The following is a 17015-nucleotide window of genomic DNA, read 5'->3' as shown; positions in this document are numbered from 1 at the left end:
GAGCCGGCGCCGTTCTTCCGGAGACTCACCGGTGATGGCCGGGTCGAAGTCGTCCGGCGCTATCCTAGCGCGTCGGGGGAAGCGGAGCAGGAGCGGGTCATGGTGCGAGGAGTGCAGCGCGGACGGCCCCGCGCGTCGTCGCGCTCCATGCTCGAGGACGCCGCACTGGACCTCTTCGTGGAGCAGAGCTACGCGGGCACGACGATCGAGCAGATCGCCCAGCGTGCGGGCGTCTCGCGCAACACCTTCTTCAACTACTTCGAGTCCAAGAGCGACGTCTTCTGGGTCCTGGTCGACGACCGGCTGGCCGAGCTCCCGGCGGCACTGGCCGAGACGTCTGCCGAGGCGCCGGTGATGGACGCGCTCGGCGCCGCGCTGCTCGCGATCGGCTCCGGCTTCGGACCCGCGACGGTGCCGTGGGTGCTCACCCAGTCCGAGATGATCGGCAGCGTCCACGAGCTGCAGGCGTCGGCCCTCGGCCGCCTCGCCCGGCAGGCGGCCGTGATCGCCCGCTTCGTGGAGGAGCGGAGCGCGCGCCCGCTGCCCTCGCACCTCTCCCGCGCGATCGCCTACGCGAGCGTCGGAGCCGCGGTGGCGGCCGTGCAGGCCTGGGCCGCGGCAGGTCCGACCCGCGGCGAGCTCGTGCCCTACCTCGACGAGGCGCTCGCGCCCGTCCGCGCCGGCTTCGCCCCTGTCGTCGACTGACCCGGCTCCCGCTGCTCCGGTAGAATAGTCGCGGCCGGCGGGCGACTCGCCCCGGAGCCCCCATCCAGGCACCATCACCACCGACACGGTGCCGCCCATAGCGAACCGGAGCATCATGACCCTCGCCGACCGCCTCCCCGCGAAGCCCGCCCTCGAGGGCCTGGAGGGCACGTGGGGCCTCCGCTGGCAGACCGACGGAACCTACCGGTTCGACCGCACGGGCCTCACCCGCGCCGACGTCTACTCGATCGACACCCCGCCGCCCACCGCGTCCGGGTCGCTGCACATCGGGCACGTCTTCTCCTACACGCACACCGACGTCGTCGCGCGGTTCCAGCGGATGCGCGGCAAGAGCGTCTTCTACCCGATGGGCTGGGACGACAACGGCCTGCCCACCGAGCGCCGCGTGCAGAACTACTACGGGGTGCGCTGCGACCCGACGCTCCCCTACGAGCCCGGCTTCACGCCTCCGTTCGAGGGCGGCGACAACAAGAGCAGCAAGGCCGCCGACCAGAAGCCGATCTCGCGCCGCAACTTCGTCGAGCTGTGCGAGCGGCTCACCGTCGAGGACGAGAAGCAGTTCGAGGACGTGTGGCGGGCCCTGGGCCTGTCCGTCGACTGGTCGCAGAGCTACCGGACCATCGGCGACGAGTCTCAGGCCGCCTCGCAGCGCGCCTTCCTCCGCAACCTCGCCCGCGGCGAGGCCTACCAGGCGCAGGCCCCGACGCTCTGGGACATCACCTTCCGGACCGCCGTCGCCCAGGCGGAGCTCGAGGACAAGGACCAGCCCGGCGCCTACCACCGCCTCGGCTTCCACCGCGACGGCGGCGAGGACGTCTTCATCGAGACGACCCGTCCCGAGCTGCTGCCGGCCTGCGTCGCCCTCGTCGCGCACCCCGACGACGAGCGCTACCAGGCGCTGTTCGGCACCACCGTCCGCACGCCGCTCTTCGACGTCGAGGTCCCGGTGCTCGCGCACCACCTCGCGCAGAAGGACAAGGGCTCGGGCATCGCGATGATCTGCACCTTCGGCGACATCACGGACGTGGTCTGGTGGCGCGAGCTCGACCTGCCCAACCGCGCGATCATCGGCTTCGACGGCCGCCTGATTTCGGAGGCTCCCGCCGCGATCACGAGCGATGCGGGCCGCGCCGCCTACGAGCAGCTCGCCGGCAAGACCGTCTTCTCCGCGAAGCAGGCCGTCGTGGCGCTGCTGAAGGAGTCCGGCGAGATGGTCGGCGACCCGCGCCCCATCACGCACCAGGTCAAGTTCTTCGAGAAGGGCGACAAGCCGCTCGAGATCGTGTCGACCCGCCAGTGGTACATCGGCAACGGCGCTCGCGACGCGGTGCTCAAGGAGCGCCTGCTGGAGCTCGGCCGCGACGTGCGCTTCGTGCCGGAGTTCATGCGCGTCCGCTACGAGAACTGGGTGAACGGCCTCTCCGGCGACTGGCTGATCTCGCGCCAGCGCTTCTTCGGCGTGCCGATCCCGGTGTGGTACCCGCTCGACGGCGACGGCAACCCCGTCTTCGACTCCCCGATCGTGCCGGACGAGGCGGCGCTGCCGGTGGATCCCTCCAGCGACCCGGCCCCCGGCTACACGGAGGACCAGCGCGGAGCGGCGGGCGGCTTCCAGGGCGAGCTCGACGTGATGGACACCTGGGCGACCTCCTCGCTGACCCCGCAGCTCGCGGGCGGCTGGGAGCGCGACGACGAGCTCTGGCAGCTGGTCGCTCCCTACGACCTGCGCCCGCAGGGCCAGGACATCATCCGCACCTGGCTCTTCTCGACCCTCCTGCGCTCGCAGCTCGAGGACGGCCGCGCCCCGTGGAGCACGGCGACCGTCTCCGGCTTCATCGTCGACCCCGACCGCAAGAAGATGTCGAAGTCGAAGGGCAACGTGGTCACTCCCGCCGCGATGCTCGAGCAGCACGGCTCGGACGCGGTCCGCTACTGGGCCGCCTCCTCGCGCCTGGGCACCGACGCGGCCTTCGACCCGCAGAACCCGACGCAGATCAAGATCGGCCGCCGACTGGCGATCAAGATCCTCAACGCGGCGAAGTTCATCCACGGCTTCCCGCTCGCCGAGGGCGCCGAGGTCACCGACCCGCTCGACCTCAGCATGCTGGCCACCCTCGACACCGTGGTCGCCGACTCTACGACGGCGCTCGAGAACTACGACCACGCCCGCGCCCTCGAGACGACCGAGGCGTTCTTCTGGACGTTCTGCGACGACTACCTGGAGCTGGTGAAGGAGCGCGCCTACAGCGAGGACGGCGCGTCCGCCGCGGCCGCCCTGCACCGCGCGCTCGACGTCCTCCAGCGCCTCTTCGCGCCGTTCCTGCCGTTCGCGACGGAGGAGACCTGGTCGTGGTCGCACGACGACTCGGTGCACCTGCGCCCCTGGCCGGCCGTCGAGGGCCTGGGGGGCGACCCCGCCGTCCTGGCCGCGGCGAGCTCCGTGCTCACGGCGATCCGACGCGCGAAGACCGATGCGAAGGCCTCGCAGAAGACGCCGGCCCGCGCCGCCCTGGTGACGGCGCCCACCGAGCTCGTCGCGTCTCTCCGGCTCGCCGCGGGAGACCTCGCGGCCGTCGGCAGGATCGCGGCGCTCGACTTCGCCGAGGGCGACGCCCTCGCCGTGAGCATCGAGCTCGAGACCGAGGCGTAGAGCCGCTCCCGGGAGGCGGGAACCGTCCCGCCTCCCTCCCCACCGTCGAGAGGACCCCTCCCATGCAGCTCGGAACCCGCTGGGCGGTCGGCCAGGTGCCGCCGCAGACCCTCCCCGAGATCGTCGTGACCGCGATCGGCGACGTCGAGGGCGAGCTCGCCGGCTCCGGCACGGCGACCGCCGACTGGCGCTGGACGCTCACCTGGCTCGAGGGCAAGCCGGTCCTCGAGCTCGACGACGGCACGACGATCACCTACCGTCCGGAGGAGGACGCTGCCTACATCACGCAGCCGCAGGGCCGCGTGGAAGGCGAGGACGACGACGACTGGGGCTGACGACCCTTCGCGGCGCAGTCGCCGAGCCCGGCGCGCGCGTCCTGCGGTCCTCGGCCGGAGTCCTCTCCCCTGCTCGCGCTCTAGGCTCGCAGGATGAGCGCTCCCGATCCCGTCGCCGTCCTGCTCGATCCGAGCGGACTCCCCCACGGGCTCCCCGACTTCGCCGCCGTCGACCCCGAGGCCTACCGCCCGGCGTTCCTCGAGGCCCTCCGCCGGCACCGCGCCGAGATCGACGCGATCGCCGGCGCCTCCGAGCCGCCGACCGTCGAGAACACCCTCGTCGCCCTCGAGCGGGCTGGTCGCGAGCTGCGCCGGGTGAGCGCCGTCTTCTTCACCGTCGCCGCCTCCGACCGCACCCCGCTCACCGACGCTCTGGAGGGCGAGCTCGCTCCGCTGCTCTCCGCCCACAGCGACGCGATCAGCCTCGACCCGCGCCTGTTCGCCCGGCTCCGAGCCCTCGCCGAGCAGTCGCCGGAGCTCGATCTCGACGCCGAGACGGCCTACCTCCTCGAACGCAGGATCACGGGGTTCGAGCGCTCCGGCGCGCTCCTCGACGACGCGGGGAAGGCACGGCTCGGCGAGCTGAACGAGCAGCTCTCCACCCTGACCACGCGCTTCGAGAAGGACCTGCTCGCCGAGTCGAACGATCGGGCCGTCCTCCTCGACGACGTCGCCGGCCTCGACGGCCTCGACGAGTCCGACGTCTCGGCCGCCGCGCGCGCCGCCGCCGACCGCGGGGTCGACGGCTGGCTGATCACCCTGCCCCTCTACTCCGGCCACCCCTGGCTGGCGCGTCTGCGCGACCGCGGCGTCCGCGAGCGCGTGCTGCGCGCCTCCACCGGCCGCGGTGCGGAGGGCGGGCAGCACGACACCACCGCGACTCTGCAGCGGATCGTCGCGCTGCGGGCCGAGCGCGCAGCCCTGCTGGGAGCGGCCTCGCACGCCGAGTTCGTGATCTCGGGCCAGACCGCGGGCTCGCCGGAGCGCGTCCTGTCGCTGCTGCACGAGCTCGCCGCTCCCGCCGCCCGGAACGCGAGGATCGAGCTCGAGCGGATGCAGGCCTCCGCCGATGCCGAGCAGGACGCCGCCGGATCGCCGCGCTTCACGATCGAGGCGTGGGACCGCGCCTACTACGAGGAGCGCGTGCGGTCGGCGAGCTACTCCGTCGACTCCAGCGCGCTCCGTCCCTTCTTCGAGCTGGAGCGGGTGCTCCGGCACGGCGTCTTCGCCGCCGCCACCGGTCTGTACGGCATCCGCTTCTCGGAGCGGAGCGACCTGGCCGGCTACAGCGAGCACGTGCGCGTGTTCGAGGTGCACGAGGAGGACGGGACGCCGCTGGGCCTGTTCCTGCTCGATCCCTTCACCCGCGACTCGAAGCGCGGCGGGGCGTGGATGAACTCGCTCTCCAGCCGCACCTCGCTGCTCGGCGACTCCGCCGTCGTCGTGAACAACCTGAACCTCTCGGCTCCGGGCCCGGGCGAGCCCGCCCTTCTCAGCCTCGACGAGGTGGAGACGCTCTTCCACGAGTTCGGCCACGCCCTGCACGGCCTGTTCGCGAGCACGCGGTACCCGCGCTTCGCCGGTACCGCGGTGTTCCGGGACTTCGTCGAGTTCCCGAGCCAGGTGAACGAGACATGGGTGCTTCACCCCGGGCTCCTCGCCGAGTACGCCCGCCACGTCGAGACCGGCGAGGCGCTGCCCGCGGGGACCGTCGAGCGCCTCGAGGCGTCCGCGCTGTGGGGCGAGGGCTTCGCGACGAGCGAGTACCTGGCGTCCGCCCTGCTCGATCTCGCCTGGCACTCCCTGCCGGCCCCGGTCGAGCCGCGCGACGCGGCCGCCTTCGAGCGCGACGTGCTCGACGCCGCCGGCCTCCTCCTCCGCGCCGTGCCGCCCCGCTACCGCAGCACGTACTTCGCGCACGTCTTCTCCGGCGGCTACTCCGCGGGCTACTACTCCTACATCTGGAGCGAGATCCTCGACGCGGACACGGTCGAGTGGTTCGAGGAGAACGGCGGCCTGGACCGCTCGGCGGGCGAGTGCTTCCGCCGCGGGGTGCTCGAGCTCGGCGGCTCCCGGGATCCGCTCGACGCCTACCGCGCGTTCCGCGGGCGGGATGCGCGGACCGAGCCGCTGCTGGCGCGCCGCGGCCTCCTCTAGCGGCGCCGGGGGACGAGCCAGGCGAGGAGGACGAGTCCCACGACCAGGCCCCAGAAGGCCGAGCCGATCCCCGCGATGGTCGTGCCGGAGGCGGTGACCAGGAGCGTCGCCGCCGCCGGCAGCCGCAGCCGCGCGTCCTCGACGGCGGCCTGCACCGCCGACACGAACACGCCCAGCAGCGCCAGCCCGGCGACCGCCTCGATCAGCAGCGGGCTCGCGGAGGACACCAGTGCGGCGGCCGCTCCGGCGAACACGCCCAGCACCAGGTACGAGGCGCCCGCCGAGACCGAGGCGACCCAGCGCTGCTCCGGCCGCGGAGACGCCTCGGGACCCGCGGTCAGCGCGGCGCTGAGCGCGGCGTAGTTGATCGGCACTCCGCCGAAGACCGCCGAGATCCCGGAGAGAGCGCCCGTCGAGACGATCCCGGGTCGCGAGTGCGCCGCGTAGCCGAAGCTCGACAGCACCGCGATGCCCGGGATGTTCTGCCCCGCCATGGTGACCACGTACAGCGGCAGGCCGATCCCGACCATCGCTCCGATCTCGAACACGGGCGCGACGAACTGCGGCACGGGGAGCAGCGGGGCACCGGCGAGAGCCGCGCCGTCCGTCACGATCAGCAGCACGATCGCCAGGGCGATCGCGGCCGGCACCGCCCAGCGGGGCAGGAGCCGCAGGAGCAGCAGCCAGAGCAGGATCACCGGCAGCGCGAGCGCGGGGATCTCCACCGCCGCGCGTACCGGCGCCAGCACGAGCGGGAACAGGATGCCCGCGAGCATGGCGTTCGCGAGCGGCCGCGGGATGCGCGCCACGAGCCTCCCGAGCGCCGGCCACAGCCCGGTGACCACCAGCAGAGCGGAAGCGACCAGGAACGCGCCGACCGCGCGGTCGAAGCCGCCGGGAAGAGTCGCGGTCGCGGCCAGCAGGGCGGCGCCCGGCGTGCTCCAGGCGAAGGTCATCGGCACGCGGTAGCGGATGCTCAGCGCGATGCAGAGGACGCCCTGCAGGACGCAGACGGCGAGGAGGCCCGAGGCGGCCTGCGCGTCCGTGGCGCCCACCGCGACCACCCCGGCGAGAACGATCGCGAACGAGCTCGAGAAGCCGGTCAGGGCGGCGACGATCCCGGCGAGCAGCGGCTGGACGATGGCGGAGCCTCCCGGAGGATCGACCGGCACTGAGGCGACCGGACGCACCGTCGGCGCGCTCCGCCAGGTTAGGGAAGCCGGAGCGGCCCGCCCGACGATCCGCCGGGCCAATCGCGGTGAACTGGCGCGGCGGGGCGGGGAGCGACTAGGCGCTCTTCTCCTGGCGACGGGGGGCGTGGGGCACGATCGTCGGAGCCGCGTTGTCGAGCACCGCAGCGCGGGTGACCACGACGCGGGCCACCTCGTCCGAGGAGGGCACCTCGAACATGATCGGGCCGAGCACCTCCTCGAGGATCGCGCGCAGTCCGCGGGCGCCGGTCTGACGCAGGACCGCCAGGTCCGCGATCGCCTCGAGAGCGCCCCGGTCGAACTCGAGCTCGACGCCGTCGATCTCGAACATCCGCTGGTACTGCTTCACGAGCGCGTTGCGCGGCTCGGTGAGGATCTGCATGAGCGCGTCCTGGTCGAGCTGGGTGACCGTCGTGACGACGGGGAGGCGCCCGATGAACTCGGGGATCAGCCCGAACTTGTGCAGGTCCTCCGGGAGGACCTCGCTGAAGATGTTGATCTCGTCCTCTTTGTTGTGCAGCGGGGCGCCGAAGCCGATGCCGCGCTTGCCCGCCCGGGACGAGATGATGTCCTCGAGTCCGGCGAAGGCGCCGGCGACGATGAAGAGGACGTTCGTCGTGTCGATCTGGATGAACTCCTGGTGCGGGTGCTTCCGCCCGCCCTGCGGGGGCACGGAGGCGACGGTGCCCTCGAGGATCTTGAGCAGCGCCTGCTGCACACCCTCGCCCGAGACGTCGCGCGTGATCGAGGGGTTCTCGGCCTTCCGCGCGATCTTGTCGACCTCGTCGATGTAGATGATGCCGGTCTCGGCCCGCTTGACGTCGTAGTCGGCGGCCTGGATCAGCTTGAGGAGGATGTTCTCCACGTCCTCGCCGACGTAGCCCGCCTCGGTGAGGGCCGTGGCGTCCGCGACCGCGAACGGCACGTTGAGGCGCTTCGCGAGGGTCTGGGCGAGGTAGGTCTTCCCGCAGCCCGTGGGGCCGATGAGCAGGATGTTGCTCTTGGCGATCTCGACCTCGTCGTGGATCGCATCGGCGGCGGTGATGGTGTTGCGGGCGCGCACGCGCTTGTAGTGGTTGTACACGGCGACGGCGAGCGTCTTCTTCGCCTGCTCCTGCCCGATCACGTACTCCTCGAGGAAGCCGAAGATCTCCTTCGGCTTCGGGAGGTCGAACTCGTGGCTCGTCTCCTCGCTCGACTCGGAGAGGCGCTCCTCGATGATCTCGTTGCAGAGCTCGACGCACTCGTCGCAGATGTAGACGCCCGGTCCCGCGATGAGCTGCTGGACCTGCTTCTGGCTCTTGCCGCAGAAGGAGCACTTCAGCAGGTCGGCGCTTTCGCCAATACGTGCCACGGGGATGCCCCACTTCCTTGTCGTGCGTCTGTCGTGCGTCGGTCGGGTCGTGCTCCGGAACCCGGGGCTCCGGCGAGTGCGAGCGGGACGAACCCCCTGGCACTGCTCCGAGCCTAGCCGCTGAGCCGCGGGGGCTCGGCAGGCGGGCCGGATTCGCCGTGCCTTGCGCCTCGGGTGGCGCTTTGCTACGGGAACCGCGGACGCAGAGAGGGGCTGGGCGGCGGATCGCTCCGCCACCCGGCCCCTCCCGGACCACCTACGCCGTGAGAGCCGGCAGGCTCTTGCGGCTGGTGAGCACCTGGTCGATCAGCCCGTACTCGAGCGCGTCGCTCGCGCCGAGGATCTTGTCGCGGTCGATGTCCTTCTTGACCTGCTCGACCGAGCGGTTCGAGTGGTGCGACAGCGTCTCCTCGAGCCACTCGCGCATGCGCATGATCTCGGCGGCCTGGATCTCGATGTCCGAGGCCTGGCCTCCGCCCTGCTGCACGGCGGGCTGGTGGATGAGGATGCGCGCGTTCGGCAGCGCGAGGCGCTTGCCGGGCGTTCCCGCGGCGGTGAGCACGGCGGCGGCCGAGGCGGCCTGGCCGAGCACGACCGTCTGGATGTGCGGGCGGATGTACTGCATCGTGTCGTAGATCGCCGTCATCGCGGTGAAGGATCCACCGGGCGAGTTGATGTACATGACGATGTCGCGGTCCGGATCCTGGCTCTCGAGCACGAGGAGCTGGGCCATGATGTCGTCCGCGGAGGCGTCGTCGACCTGGACTCCGAGGAAGATGATGCGGTCCTCGAAGAGCTTGGCGTACGGGTCCTGGCGCTTGTAGCCGTAGGCCGTGCGCTCCTCGAACGTGGGGAGGATGTAGCGCGAGGACGGTGCGGCTCCGGAGCCGAACGCCGTTCCGCCGAAGGTGGGTGTGGTCATTGTCTGTTCCTGATCTCTCGGCGCGTTCGCTGGACTACTCGTCGATGGCGGTACCGCCACCGCCGGCCACGTCGGTCGCCGACGAGCGGATGTGGTCGACGAAGCCGTAGGCGAGGGCCTCCTCGGCGCTGAACCAGCGGTCGCGGTCGCCGTCCTCGTTGACCTGCTCGACGGTCTTGCCGGTCGCCTTGGCGGTGATCTCGGCGAGGCGCTTCTTCATGTCGAGGATGAGCTGCGCCTGGGTCTGGATGTCGGAGGCCGTGCCGCCGAAGCCGCCGTGCGGCTGGTGGAGGAGCACCCGCGCGTTCGGGGTGATGTAGCGCTTGCCCTGGGTTCCGGCGGTGAGGAGCAGCTGGCCCATGGAGGCCGCCATTCCGATGCCCACGGTCACGATGTCGTTCGGGACGAACTGCATCGTGTCGTAGATCGCCATGCCCGCGGTGATGGAGCCGCCGGGCGAGTTGATGTAGAGGTAGATGTCCCGCTCGGAGTCCTCGGCTGCCAGGAGCAGGAGCTTCGCGGCGATCTCGTTCGCGTTCTCGTCGCGCACCTCGGAACCGAGCCAGATGATCCGGTCCTTGAGCAGGCGGTCGAAAACACTGTTGGGCATAACCATGTCGGCCATGTATTGCTCCGTTTCAGTTGTCGCTTCGCAGGCGAATCTATCGGACGCCGCCAGGCCGATCCGGCCGTGTTCGCCGGGGGCGGAGCGGGAGTCGCCCGTGTTCGCCCGGGGCGGACCGGAGCCCTGCAACGGCAGGAGCCGCCCTCCGACGGATCGGGGGGCGGCTCCTGCCGTGCTCGCGGTGACTACTCCGCGGCCGGGGTCTCCTCGGCGGGAGCGGCGGCCTTCTTCTTGGCCGGCGCGCGCTTCTTCTTGGGGGCCGGGGCGGGCTCCTCCTCGGCGGCGGGCTCCTCGGCGGGGACCTCGGCGTCGGCGGCGGCCTGGGCCTCCTCCGCGACCTCGGTCTCGTCCGAGGCGACGGCCTCGTCGGAGGCCTCGACGGCCTCGTCGTCGCCGGGGACCGCGGTGAACGCGGTCAGGTCGACAGCGTTGCCCTCGGTGTCGGTGACCTTCGCCTTGCCCAGGACGATCGCGAGCGCCTTGTTGCGGGCGACCTCGCCGACCATCTGGCCGATCTGATTGTTCTCGGACAGGATCTTGATGAACTCGTTCGGCTCCATGCCGTACTGCGCCGCACCCTGGATGAGGTACTGCGTGAGCTCGTCCTGGCTGACCTGGACCTTCTCCTGCTCGACGACGTGGTCGAGGAGGATCTGGGTCTTGAAGGTCTTCTCGCTGGCCTCCTTGACCTCGGCGCGGTGCTCGTCGTCCTCGAGGCGGTTCTCGCCCTCGAGGTGGCGGTGCACCTCGTCCTCGACGAGCCCGGCGGGCACGGGGACCTCGACGAGGGCGAGCAGCGCCTCGACGAGCTTCTCGCGGGCCTCGCCGCCCTGGCCAAAGGTCTTCTGCTGAGCGGCCTGCTCCTTGAGCGACTCGCGCAGCTCGGCGATGGTGTCGAACTCGCTGGCGATCTGCGCGAAGTCGTCGTCGGCCTCGGGGAGCTCGCGCTCCTTGACGGCGGTGAGCGCGACGGCGATCTCGGCCTGCTCGCCGGCGTGGTCGCCGCCGAGCAGCGGAGCGGTGAACGTGGTGCTCTCGCCCGCGGTGAGGGAGTCGAGCGCCTCGTCGATGCCCTCGATCAGCTCGCCCGAGCCGAGCTCGTAGGAGATGGCGTTGGCGGTGTCGACCTCGACGCCGTCGATGGAGGCGACCAGATCGATCTGCGCGAAGTCACCGGTCTTCGCCGGGCGGTCCACGGTGACCAGGGTGCCGAAGCGGCTGCGGAGCTTGTCCAGCTCGGCGTCGACGTCGGCGTCGGTGACCTCGGCCGCCTCGACGGTGAGCTCGATGCCGTCGTAGTCCGGGACGGTGATCTCGGGGCGCACGTCGACCTCGATGGCGAGCTCGAGGTCGCCGGTGAAGTCCTTGTCGCTCGGCCAGGCGACGATGTCCGCCTGCGGGCGGCCCAGGGGGCGCACCTCGGTCTCGCGGACGGCCTCGCGGTAGAAGCCGTCGAGGCCCTCGTTGACCGCGTGCTCGAGCACCGCGGCCTTGCCGACGCGCTGGTCGACGATGGCGGGCGGGACCTTGCCCTTGCGGAAGCCGGGGACGTTGATCTGCTCGGCGATGTGGCCGTAGGCGTGCGTGATGCTGGGGCCGAGCTCGTCCGGGGTGACCGAAATCGCGAGCTTCACGCGGGTCGGGCTCAGCTGTTCTACCGTGGTCTTCACGTGAGGGGATCTCCTGTGCTGGTTGGTGTCGGCGCCGGATGACGGTCGTCACGGGTCGATGTCGTCACGATGAGTACTCGTGGTCGGGGCGACAGGATTCGAACCTGCGACCTCCCGCTCCCAAAGCGGGCGCTCTAGCCAAGCTGAGCTACGCCCCGGATGCGCGGGCCTGGGCACCGTGCGTGAGACTCTCGTCGAGCCGTCCCCGCACGTGCGCTTGCGCGACACGCCGAAATGGCCTTCGCAAGTGTACTGCACCGCGGCAGCGGCGGCCGGAACCGCGCGGCGGCGGCCGACCGGGTGTCCACGGTGCTCGCGCGATGTACTACGCTGTCCTGGTGCCCGGTCGAGAGACCCGGTCGCACCGGTTCGCAGTCGTCAGGCCGCCGATCCGGGGCTGTAGCTTAGTGGTAAAGCCTCTGTCTTCCAAACAGATGATGCGAGTTCGATTCTCGTCAGCCCCTCTCCTCTCGAAGAGCCCCGGATGTCCGGGGCTCTTCGTCGTTCCGGGGCGGTCCCGGGCGTGCTCAGCCGACCGCGCCGCGGTGCTCCTCCGTCAGGGCGAGGTACGAGGCGGCGTTGCGGCGGATGCCCTCGCGCTCCTGCTCCGTCAGCTCCCGCCGCACCCGTCCGGGCACACCCGCCACCAGCGAGCCCGGCGGGACGACCGTCCCCTCGAGGACGACGGCGCCCGCGGCGATCAGCGAGCCGGTGCCGATGACGGCCCCGTTCAGGACGGTCGCGCTCATGCCGACCAGCACGTCGTCTTCGAGGGTGCAGCCGTGCAGCACGGCGTTGTGCCCGACCGAGACGCCGGCGCCGATGACGGCGTCGTAGTCGGCGTCGACGTGGACGACGACGCCGTCCTGGAGGTTGCTGCCGGCGCCGAGCTCGATCCGCGCGTGCTCGGCGCGCAGGACGGCGCCGTACCAGACGCTCGCCCGCTCCCCCAGGCGCACGGACCCGATCACGGTGGCCCCCGGAGCGACCCAGGCGCTGTCCGCGATCTCCGGGGAGCGTCCCCCGGTCAGGGCGAGGACGCGGGCGCCCTCTGCAGGACTCGACGGCATCGGGTTCTCCTCTTCTCCGGTGGTCAGCGCCCGGCGCGCAGGAAGGCGAGGACGGCCAGCACCCGCCGGTGGTCGGAGCCCGAGTCCTCGAGCCCGAGCTTCTGGAAGATCGCGGTCACGTTCTTCTCCACGGCCCCCACGCCGACGAAGAGAGCGGAGGCGATGCCCGCGTTCGTGCGCCCCTGGGCCATCTGCTCCAGCACCTCCCGCTCCCGCGGGGTCAGCGAGGCGAGCGGGTCGCGGTTGCGCTGCAGGAGCGAGGCGACGACCTGGGGGTCGAGGACGGTCCCGCCCGCCGCGACGCGCTCGACGGCGTCGCGCAGCTCCTCCACGGAGGCGACCCGGTCCTTCAAGAGGTAGCCGAGTCCGCCGTCGCCGGAGCCGAGCAGCTCCTGTGCGTAGGTGACCTCGACGTACTGGCTGAGCAGCAGGACCGACACGCCCGGGTAGCGGCGGCGGATCTCCAGCGCCGCGCGGACGCCCTCGTCGCGGAAGGTCGGCGGCATCCGGACGTCGAGCACGGCGACGTCGACCGCGGCCGGGTCCCGCGCCAGATCGGCGAGCAGGGCGTCCGCGTCCCCGAAGGCGCCGACGGAGGCGAACCCCGCGTCCTCGAAGAGGCGGACCAGGCCCTCGCGCAGGAGGACCGAGTCCTCGGCGATGGCGACGCGGATCACGGGCACGCCCTCAGGATAGGACGGCCGGGCGGTACGGGACGTGCACCCCGACCGTGGTCGGTCCACCGACCGGCGACTCCACGCTCAGGATCCCGCGCAGGCCCCGGACGCGCCCGCCGACCCCTTCGAGGCCGTGACCGGCGACAGGCGCCGCTCCGCCGACTCCGTCGTCGACCACCCAGGCGTCGAGCCAGCGCTCCCCCGGAGTGCCGGAGTCGCGGGTGTCGAGATGCACCCGCACCGAACGGGCGCGGGAGTGCTTGGAGGCGTTGGCGAGCAGCTCGGCGACGACGAAGTAGACGCTGCGCTCGACCTCGGGCGGGACGTCCGCCACGGGGTTCTCGGTGAGCACCTCGACCGGCACCGGGCTGAGCTCGGCGAGCGAGTGAACCGCCGCCTCGAAGCCCCGGTCCTGCAGGATCGGCGGCGCCACTCCGCGGGAGAGGGCGCGCAGCTCGTCCAGTGCGGCGCGCACGTGCTCGCGAGCCTCGTCGACCAGCCGCGCGGCGGACTCCGGGTCGGCGGCGAGCCGGTTGCGGGCCGAGGCCAGATCCATCTGGACCCGGATCAGGCGCTGCTGCGGGCCGTCGTGGATGTCGCGCTCGAGCCGACGCAACGCGCGGTCCTCGGCAGCGACGGCCGCACCGCGGGAGGCGCTCAGCTCGGCGACCTCGCGCTGGAGCGCCTCCGACTCCCACGGGCCGAGCAGGAGGCGGTCGACCAGCCAGTGCAGGAGGGAGAGGCCGCGGGTGGCGAACGGCAGGGTCGAGACGAAGAGGACGGTCGTGGCGACCGTCGCCGCGGCGACCAGTCCCGCCGGCGGCTGCGGGGCGCCCAGCAGAGCGGCTCCGTTCTCGGCCAGCAGGCGGGCCGGACCGGGGGCTCCCGTGAGCGCGGCCGCCACCGTGCCCAGGCCCGCCCAGGTCCACAGCGCGAGGAGCAGTCCGGACAGCAGCGCGAGCACCGGAGCCACGACGAGCGTGTGCAGGAGAGCGAGCCAGTAGTGCCCGTCGATCACCGGACCGTAGAGGGCGAAGGTCGACGGGGTGACGGAGGAGGGCGGTCGCCGCCACTGCGGCCGGGGGACGGCGGGCCGTCCGGCCAGCAGGTCGAGGCCGACGGCGGCCCGCGAGAAGAAGCGCGCCGTGTAGAGGGCGGCGGGCAGGAACACCAGGCCGATCAGGACTCCGACGAGCCCGAGCGCGACGGCCAGCGCGACACCGGCGCAGAAGGCGCCGAGCAGGGCGACCGGGATCGCGGCGACCAGTGCGAGCACCTCCCGGGGCAGTCCGCGCCACAGCCGGAGGTAGGCGCGCGCAGCCTCGCCGAGGGCCGTCGATGCTCCACTCATCCGCGCCTCCCGTCCGCTCCCGCCGCCGCCGCGACCCGGTCGAGCGTACCGGCGGCACGGCTCCGGGCGCCCGGGGGGAAGCCCCCGTGACACCCCTCCACGACCGAGGTGAGCCTGTCCTTCGCCCGACTGAGCCGAGCCTGCGCTTCCTTGCGGCGCCGAGGGATCTGCGTACTGTTGACGATCAGTCACCCCCTCTCGAAAGGACCAGACGATGTCCACCACGTCCGTCACGTCGCTCACCTCGTCGAACCCGGATGTCGCATCCGGAGTCGCCCAGTTCCTCAGCCCCGTCGTCGTCGAGATGACCGCGCTCGCCGTCAACGGCAAGCAGGCGCACTGGCACGTCCGCGATGCCAACTTCATCGGCGTCCACGAGCTGCTCGACGCGATCGTCGGCCGCGCCATCGAGTGGGCCGACCTCGCCGCGGAGCGCGTCGTCGCCCTCGGCCTCCCGGTCGACGCCCGCATCCAGACCGTCGCCTCGGCGACGCGGTCCGAGCCCCTCACCCCCGGCTTCCAGCGCTCCGAGAACGCGATCGTCGAGATCATCCGCCAGATGGACACCGCCATCGCGACCGTCAACACGGCGATCGCGGAGCTCGCCGAGATCGACGCGAGCAGCCAGGACGTCGCGATCGAGATCGGCCGCGGCCTCGAGAAGGACCGCTGGTTCCTCTTCGCCCACGTCAGCGAGAGCTGAGCACCACGCCTCGACCGGCCCGCGGATCCTCGGATCCCGCGGGCCGTCGTCGTTCCCGGGCCCGTCCGCGCGATCCGGAGCAGCCGGAGTCGCGTCGGGCGCGGGTCAGCCGCCGTGCGTGAAGCGGCCCGCCAGGAGGGTCGCGGCGACCGGCATGGATCGGAGGGCTCCCGCGTCGGCGGCGAGCGGATCGCGGTCGACCACCACGAGATCGGCGGGATCGCCGGCCGCGGGCGCGAGCCGCCGCACCCGGGTCGAGGCCGCGATCGCCTCCTCGACGCTCACCCGCTGCTCCGGGTGCCAGGGCTCGTCGCCCGGCAGCGCCCGCGAGACCGCGGCCGAGATCGCGACCCACGGGTCGAGCGGAGCGACCGGAGCGTCCGAGCCGAGCACCACGCGGGCCCCGGAGTCGAGCAGCGAGCGCAGCGGGAACGCCCGGCCGGTCCGTCCCGGCCAGTACCGCTCCGCCACCTCGCGGTCGTCGAGCGCGTGCGCGGGCTGCACTCCGGCCTCCACGCCGAGCGCGGCGAACCGCGGAAGGTCGGTCTCCGCGAGCAGCTGAGCGTGCTCGATCCGGCCCCCGCCGACCCGGCCGAGGGCATCCAGGGCCAGCGTCGCCGCGGCGTCGCCGATCGCGTGCACCGTGGAGCGGATGCCGCCCGCGGCCGCGCGGGCGAGCAGCTCGTCGAGCTCGGCCGGCTCCACGGTGAGCACGCCGTAGCCGTCGTGATCGGCGTAGGGGTGGGTGCAGTAGGCGGTCCTCGTGTTGAGGGAGCCGTCGATCAGGACCTTGAGCGGGCCCATCCGCAGCAGTCCGGCGCCGCCGTCGAGCTCGTCCCCCGTGCGCAGTCCCTCCGCGAGGGCGCGCTCGAGGTGGTCGCGGTAGACGCCGGTGTCGACGCGGAGGGAGCGCGTCCCGCGGGCGACGCGCCGGGGCCAGTCCCCCGCGTTCCAGCGCATCTCGAGGTCGACGACGCCGACCACTCCGCGAGCCGCCGCACGCCGGGCCGCCGCGTCCGCGAGCGCGTCGAGTTCGTCGTCGCCGAGGGCGCCGAGTGCGGTGACGAGCTCGAAGCAGGCGTCCTCGCGCAGCAGCTCGGGCTCGGGAGCGACGGCGTACCGACGGTACGCCGCGGAGTTCAGCCAGGCGCAGTGCAGGTCGCCGCTGATCAGCACGACAGGCCGCTCGGAAGACACGTCGTCCAGGAGCGCGGTCGTCGGCGGCTCCGGCCAGAGCCCGTCCCGGAAGCCGAAGCCGATCAGCGTGCCGGTGCCGGGCTCCTCCGCCAGGCGACGTCGGACCGCGTCCGCTGTTCCCCGGGCCGAGTCCTCCGATGAGACGTCCAGGCGCGGGGCCGTCATCGCCCACTGCGAGAAGTGGACGTGCTCGTCCCAGAGGCCGGGGAGCACCCAGCGCCCGTCGAGGTCGCGCACCTCGTCGCCCGGGGCGGCGGCAGCGTCCGGTCCGACCGCTTCCACGCGGCCGTCGCGCAGGAGGACGGCACCGGGTCGGGACGAGCCGAGGAGGCGGGCGCCCCGCAGCAGGAGACCGCCGGTCATCGGG

14 protein-coding genes and 2 tRNA genes are annotated in these 17015 nt (G+C 72.3%); 6 read left to right on the top strand and 10 right to left on the bottom strand.

Annotated elements, in window-relative coordinates:
• The first annotated feature begins 99 nt into the window (after positions 1-99).
• From C5C24_RS01560 to C5C24_RS01545, 4 genes are all read left to right on the top strand, one after another.
• On the top strand, positions 100-705 hold the full coding sequence (locus C5C24_RS01560) for a TetR/AcrR family transcriptional regulator (protein WP_104304127.1): 606 nt from the start codon (positions 100-102) through the stop codon (positions 703-705).
• Between the two features lie 115 nt (positions 706-820).
• A complete protein-coding gene (gene valS / locus C5C24_RS01555) occupies positions 821-3376 on the top strand; it encodes a valine--tRNA ligase (protein WP_104304126.1) in 2556 nt (851 codons plus the stop codon).
• A 62-nt stretch (positions 3377-3438) separates the two neighbouring features.
• Positions 3439-3711: a hypothetical protein gene (locus C5C24_RS01550; protein WP_104276056.1), complete on the top strand. Its 273-nt coding sequence runs from the start codon at positions 3439-3441 to the stop codon at positions 3709-3711.
• Positions 3712-3804: 93 nt separating this feature from the next.
• Positions 3805-5868: a M3 family metallopeptidase gene (locus C5C24_RS01545; RefSeq protein WP_104304125.1), complete on the top strand. Its 2064-nt coding sequence runs from the start codon at positions 3805-3807 to the stop codon at positions 5866-5868.
• Here C5C24_RS01545 and C5C24_RS01540 read toward each other — a convergent pair.
• The 6 genes from C5C24_RS01540 to C5C24_RS01515 form a co-directional block, all read right to left on the bottom strand.
• Positions 5865-7040: a benzoate/H(+) symporter BenE family transporter gene (locus C5C24_RS01540; RefSeq protein WP_104276083.1), complete on the bottom strand. Its 1176-nt coding sequence runs from the start codon at positions 7038-7040 to the stop codon at positions 5865-5867. The genes C5C24_RS01545 and C5C24_RS01540 overlap by 4 nt on opposite strands.
• Positions 7041-7155: 115 nt before the next feature.
• A complete protein-coding gene (gene clpX, locus C5C24_RS01535) occupies positions 7156-8433 on the bottom strand; it encodes an ATP-dependent Clp protease ATP-binding subunit ClpX (RefSeq protein ID WP_104276054.1) in 1278 nt (425 codons plus the stop codon).
• A gap of 256 nt (positions 8434-8689) precedes the next feature.
• A complete protein-coding gene (locus C5C24_RS01530) occupies positions 8690-9355 on the bottom strand; it encodes an ATP-dependent Clp protease proteolytic subunit (RefSeq protein WP_104280549.1) in 666 nt (221 codons plus the stop codon).
• 34 nt (positions 9356-9389) lie between these two features.
• Positions 9390-9980: an ATP-dependent Clp protease proteolytic subunit gene (locus C5C24_RS01525; protein ID WP_097165884.1), complete on the bottom strand. Its 591-nt coding sequence runs from the start codon at positions 9978-9980 to the stop codon at positions 9390-9392.
• A 185-nt stretch (positions 9981-10165) separates the two neighbouring features.
• Positions 10166-11650: a trigger factor gene (gene tig / locus C5C24_RS01520; protein ID WP_104304124.1), complete on the bottom strand. Its 1485-nt coding sequence runs from the start codon at positions 11648-11650 to the stop codon at positions 10166-10168.
• Positions 11651-11730: 80 nt separating this feature from the next.
• Positions 11731-11808, bottom strand: a tRNA-Pro gene (locus C5C24_RS01515).
• 235 nt (positions 11809-12043) lie between these two features.
• Between C5C24_RS01515 and C5C24_RS01510 the strand changes: the two genes are divergently transcribed.
• Positions 12044-12114 (top strand) — tRNA-Gly (locus tag C5C24_RS01510).
• Positions 12115-12177: 63 nt separating this feature from the next.
• Here C5C24_RS01510 and C5C24_RS01505 read toward each other — a convergent pair.
• Genes C5C24_RS01505 through C5C24_RS01495 form a run of 3 tightly spaced genes read right to left on the bottom strand, consistent with a single transcriptional unit; the run spans position 12178 to position 14748 of the window.
• Entirely contained in the window at positions 12178-12720 is a 543-nt protein-coding gene (locus C5C24_RS01505; RefSeq protein ID WP_104276051.1) for a gamma carbonic anhydrase family protein, read from the bottom strand.
• 23 nt (positions 12721-12743) lie between these two features.
• Positions 12744-13403 carry a response regulator transcription factor gene (locus C5C24_RS01500; protein ID WP_104276050.1) on the bottom strand — a complete coding sequence of 220 codons (660 nt, stop codon included), beginning with the start codon at positions 13401-13403 and terminating at the stop codon, positions 12744-12746.
• A gap of 4 nt (positions 13404-13407) precedes the next feature.
• Complete coding sequence (locus tag C5C24_RS01495; protein ID WP_104276049.1) at positions 13408-14748, bottom strand: histidine kinase; 1341 nt, start codon at positions 14746-14748, stop codon at positions 13408-13410.
• 214 nt (positions 14749-14962) lie between these two features.
• On the opposite strand from C5C24_RS01495, the gene C5C24_RS01490 reads away from it, so the two are divergent.
• Positions 14963-15451, top strand: a complete 489-nt coding sequence (locus tag C5C24_RS01490) for a Dps family protein (RefSeq protein ID WP_104304123.1) — start codon at positions 14963-14965, stop codon at positions 15449-15451.
• A 105-nt stretch (positions 15452-15556) separates the two neighbouring features.
• Here the strand turns inward: C5C24_RS01490 and C5C24_RS01485 are convergent, their stop codons facing one another.
• A complete protein-coding gene (locus C5C24_RS01485) occupies positions 15557-17011 on the bottom strand; it encodes an amidohydrolase (protein ID WP_104304122.1) in 1455 nt (484 codons plus the stop codon).
• Between the last annotated feature and the right edge of the window lie 4 nt (positions 17012-17015).

This window comes from Rathayibacter sp. AY2B3, assembly GCF_002931755.1.
In the GTDB taxonomy this organism is placed as follows: domain Bacteria; phylum Actinomycetota; class Actinomycetes; order Actinomycetales; family Microbacteriaceae; genus Rathayibacter.
This window is presented reverse-complemented; position numbering and strand designations above follow the sequence as displayed.

Bases quoted from the DNA above. Each gene is read 5' to 3' on its own strand.
- C5C24_RS01560 (WP_104304127.1), top strand. From the start codon at position 100: ATGGTGCGAGGAGTGCAGCGCGGACGGCCCCGCGCGTCGTCGCGCTCC.
- valS (WP_104304126.1), top strand. From the start codon at position 821: ATGACCCTCGCCGACCGCCTCCCCGCGAAGCCCGCCCTCGAGGGCCTG.
- C5C24_RS01550 (WP_104276056.1), top strand. From the start codon at position 3,439: ATGCAGCTCGGAACCCGCTGGGCGGTCGGCCAGGTGCCGCCGCAGACC.
- C5C24_RS01545 (WP_104304125.1), top strand. From the start codon at position 3,805: ATGAGCGCTCCCGATCCCGTCGCCGTCCTGCTCGATCCGAGCGGACTC.
- C5C24_RS01530 (WP_104280549.1), bottom strand. From the start codon at position 9,355: ATGACCACACCCACCTTCGGCGGAACGGCGTTCGGCTCCGGAGCCGCA.
- C5C24_RS01525 (WP_097165884.1), bottom strand. From the start codon at position 9,980: ATGGCCGACATGGTTATGCCCAACAGTGTTTTCGACCGCCTGCTCAAG.
- C5C24_RS01505 (WP_104276051.1), bottom strand. From the start codon at position 12,720: ATGCCGTCGAGTCCTGCAGAGGGCGCCCGCGTCCTCGCCCTGACCGGG.
- C5C24_RS01495 (WP_104276049.1), bottom strand. From the start codon at position 14,748: ATGAGTGGAGCATCGACGGCCCTCGGCGAGGCTGCGCGCGCCTACCTC.
- C5C24_RS01490 (WP_104304123.1), top strand. From the start codon at position 14,963: ATGTCCACCACGTCCGTCACGTCGCTCACCTCGTCGAACCCGGATGTC.
- C5C24_RS01485 (WP_104304122.1), bottom strand. From the start codon at position 17,011: ATGACCGGCGGTCTCCTGCTGCGGGGCGCCCGCCTCCTCGGCTCGTCC.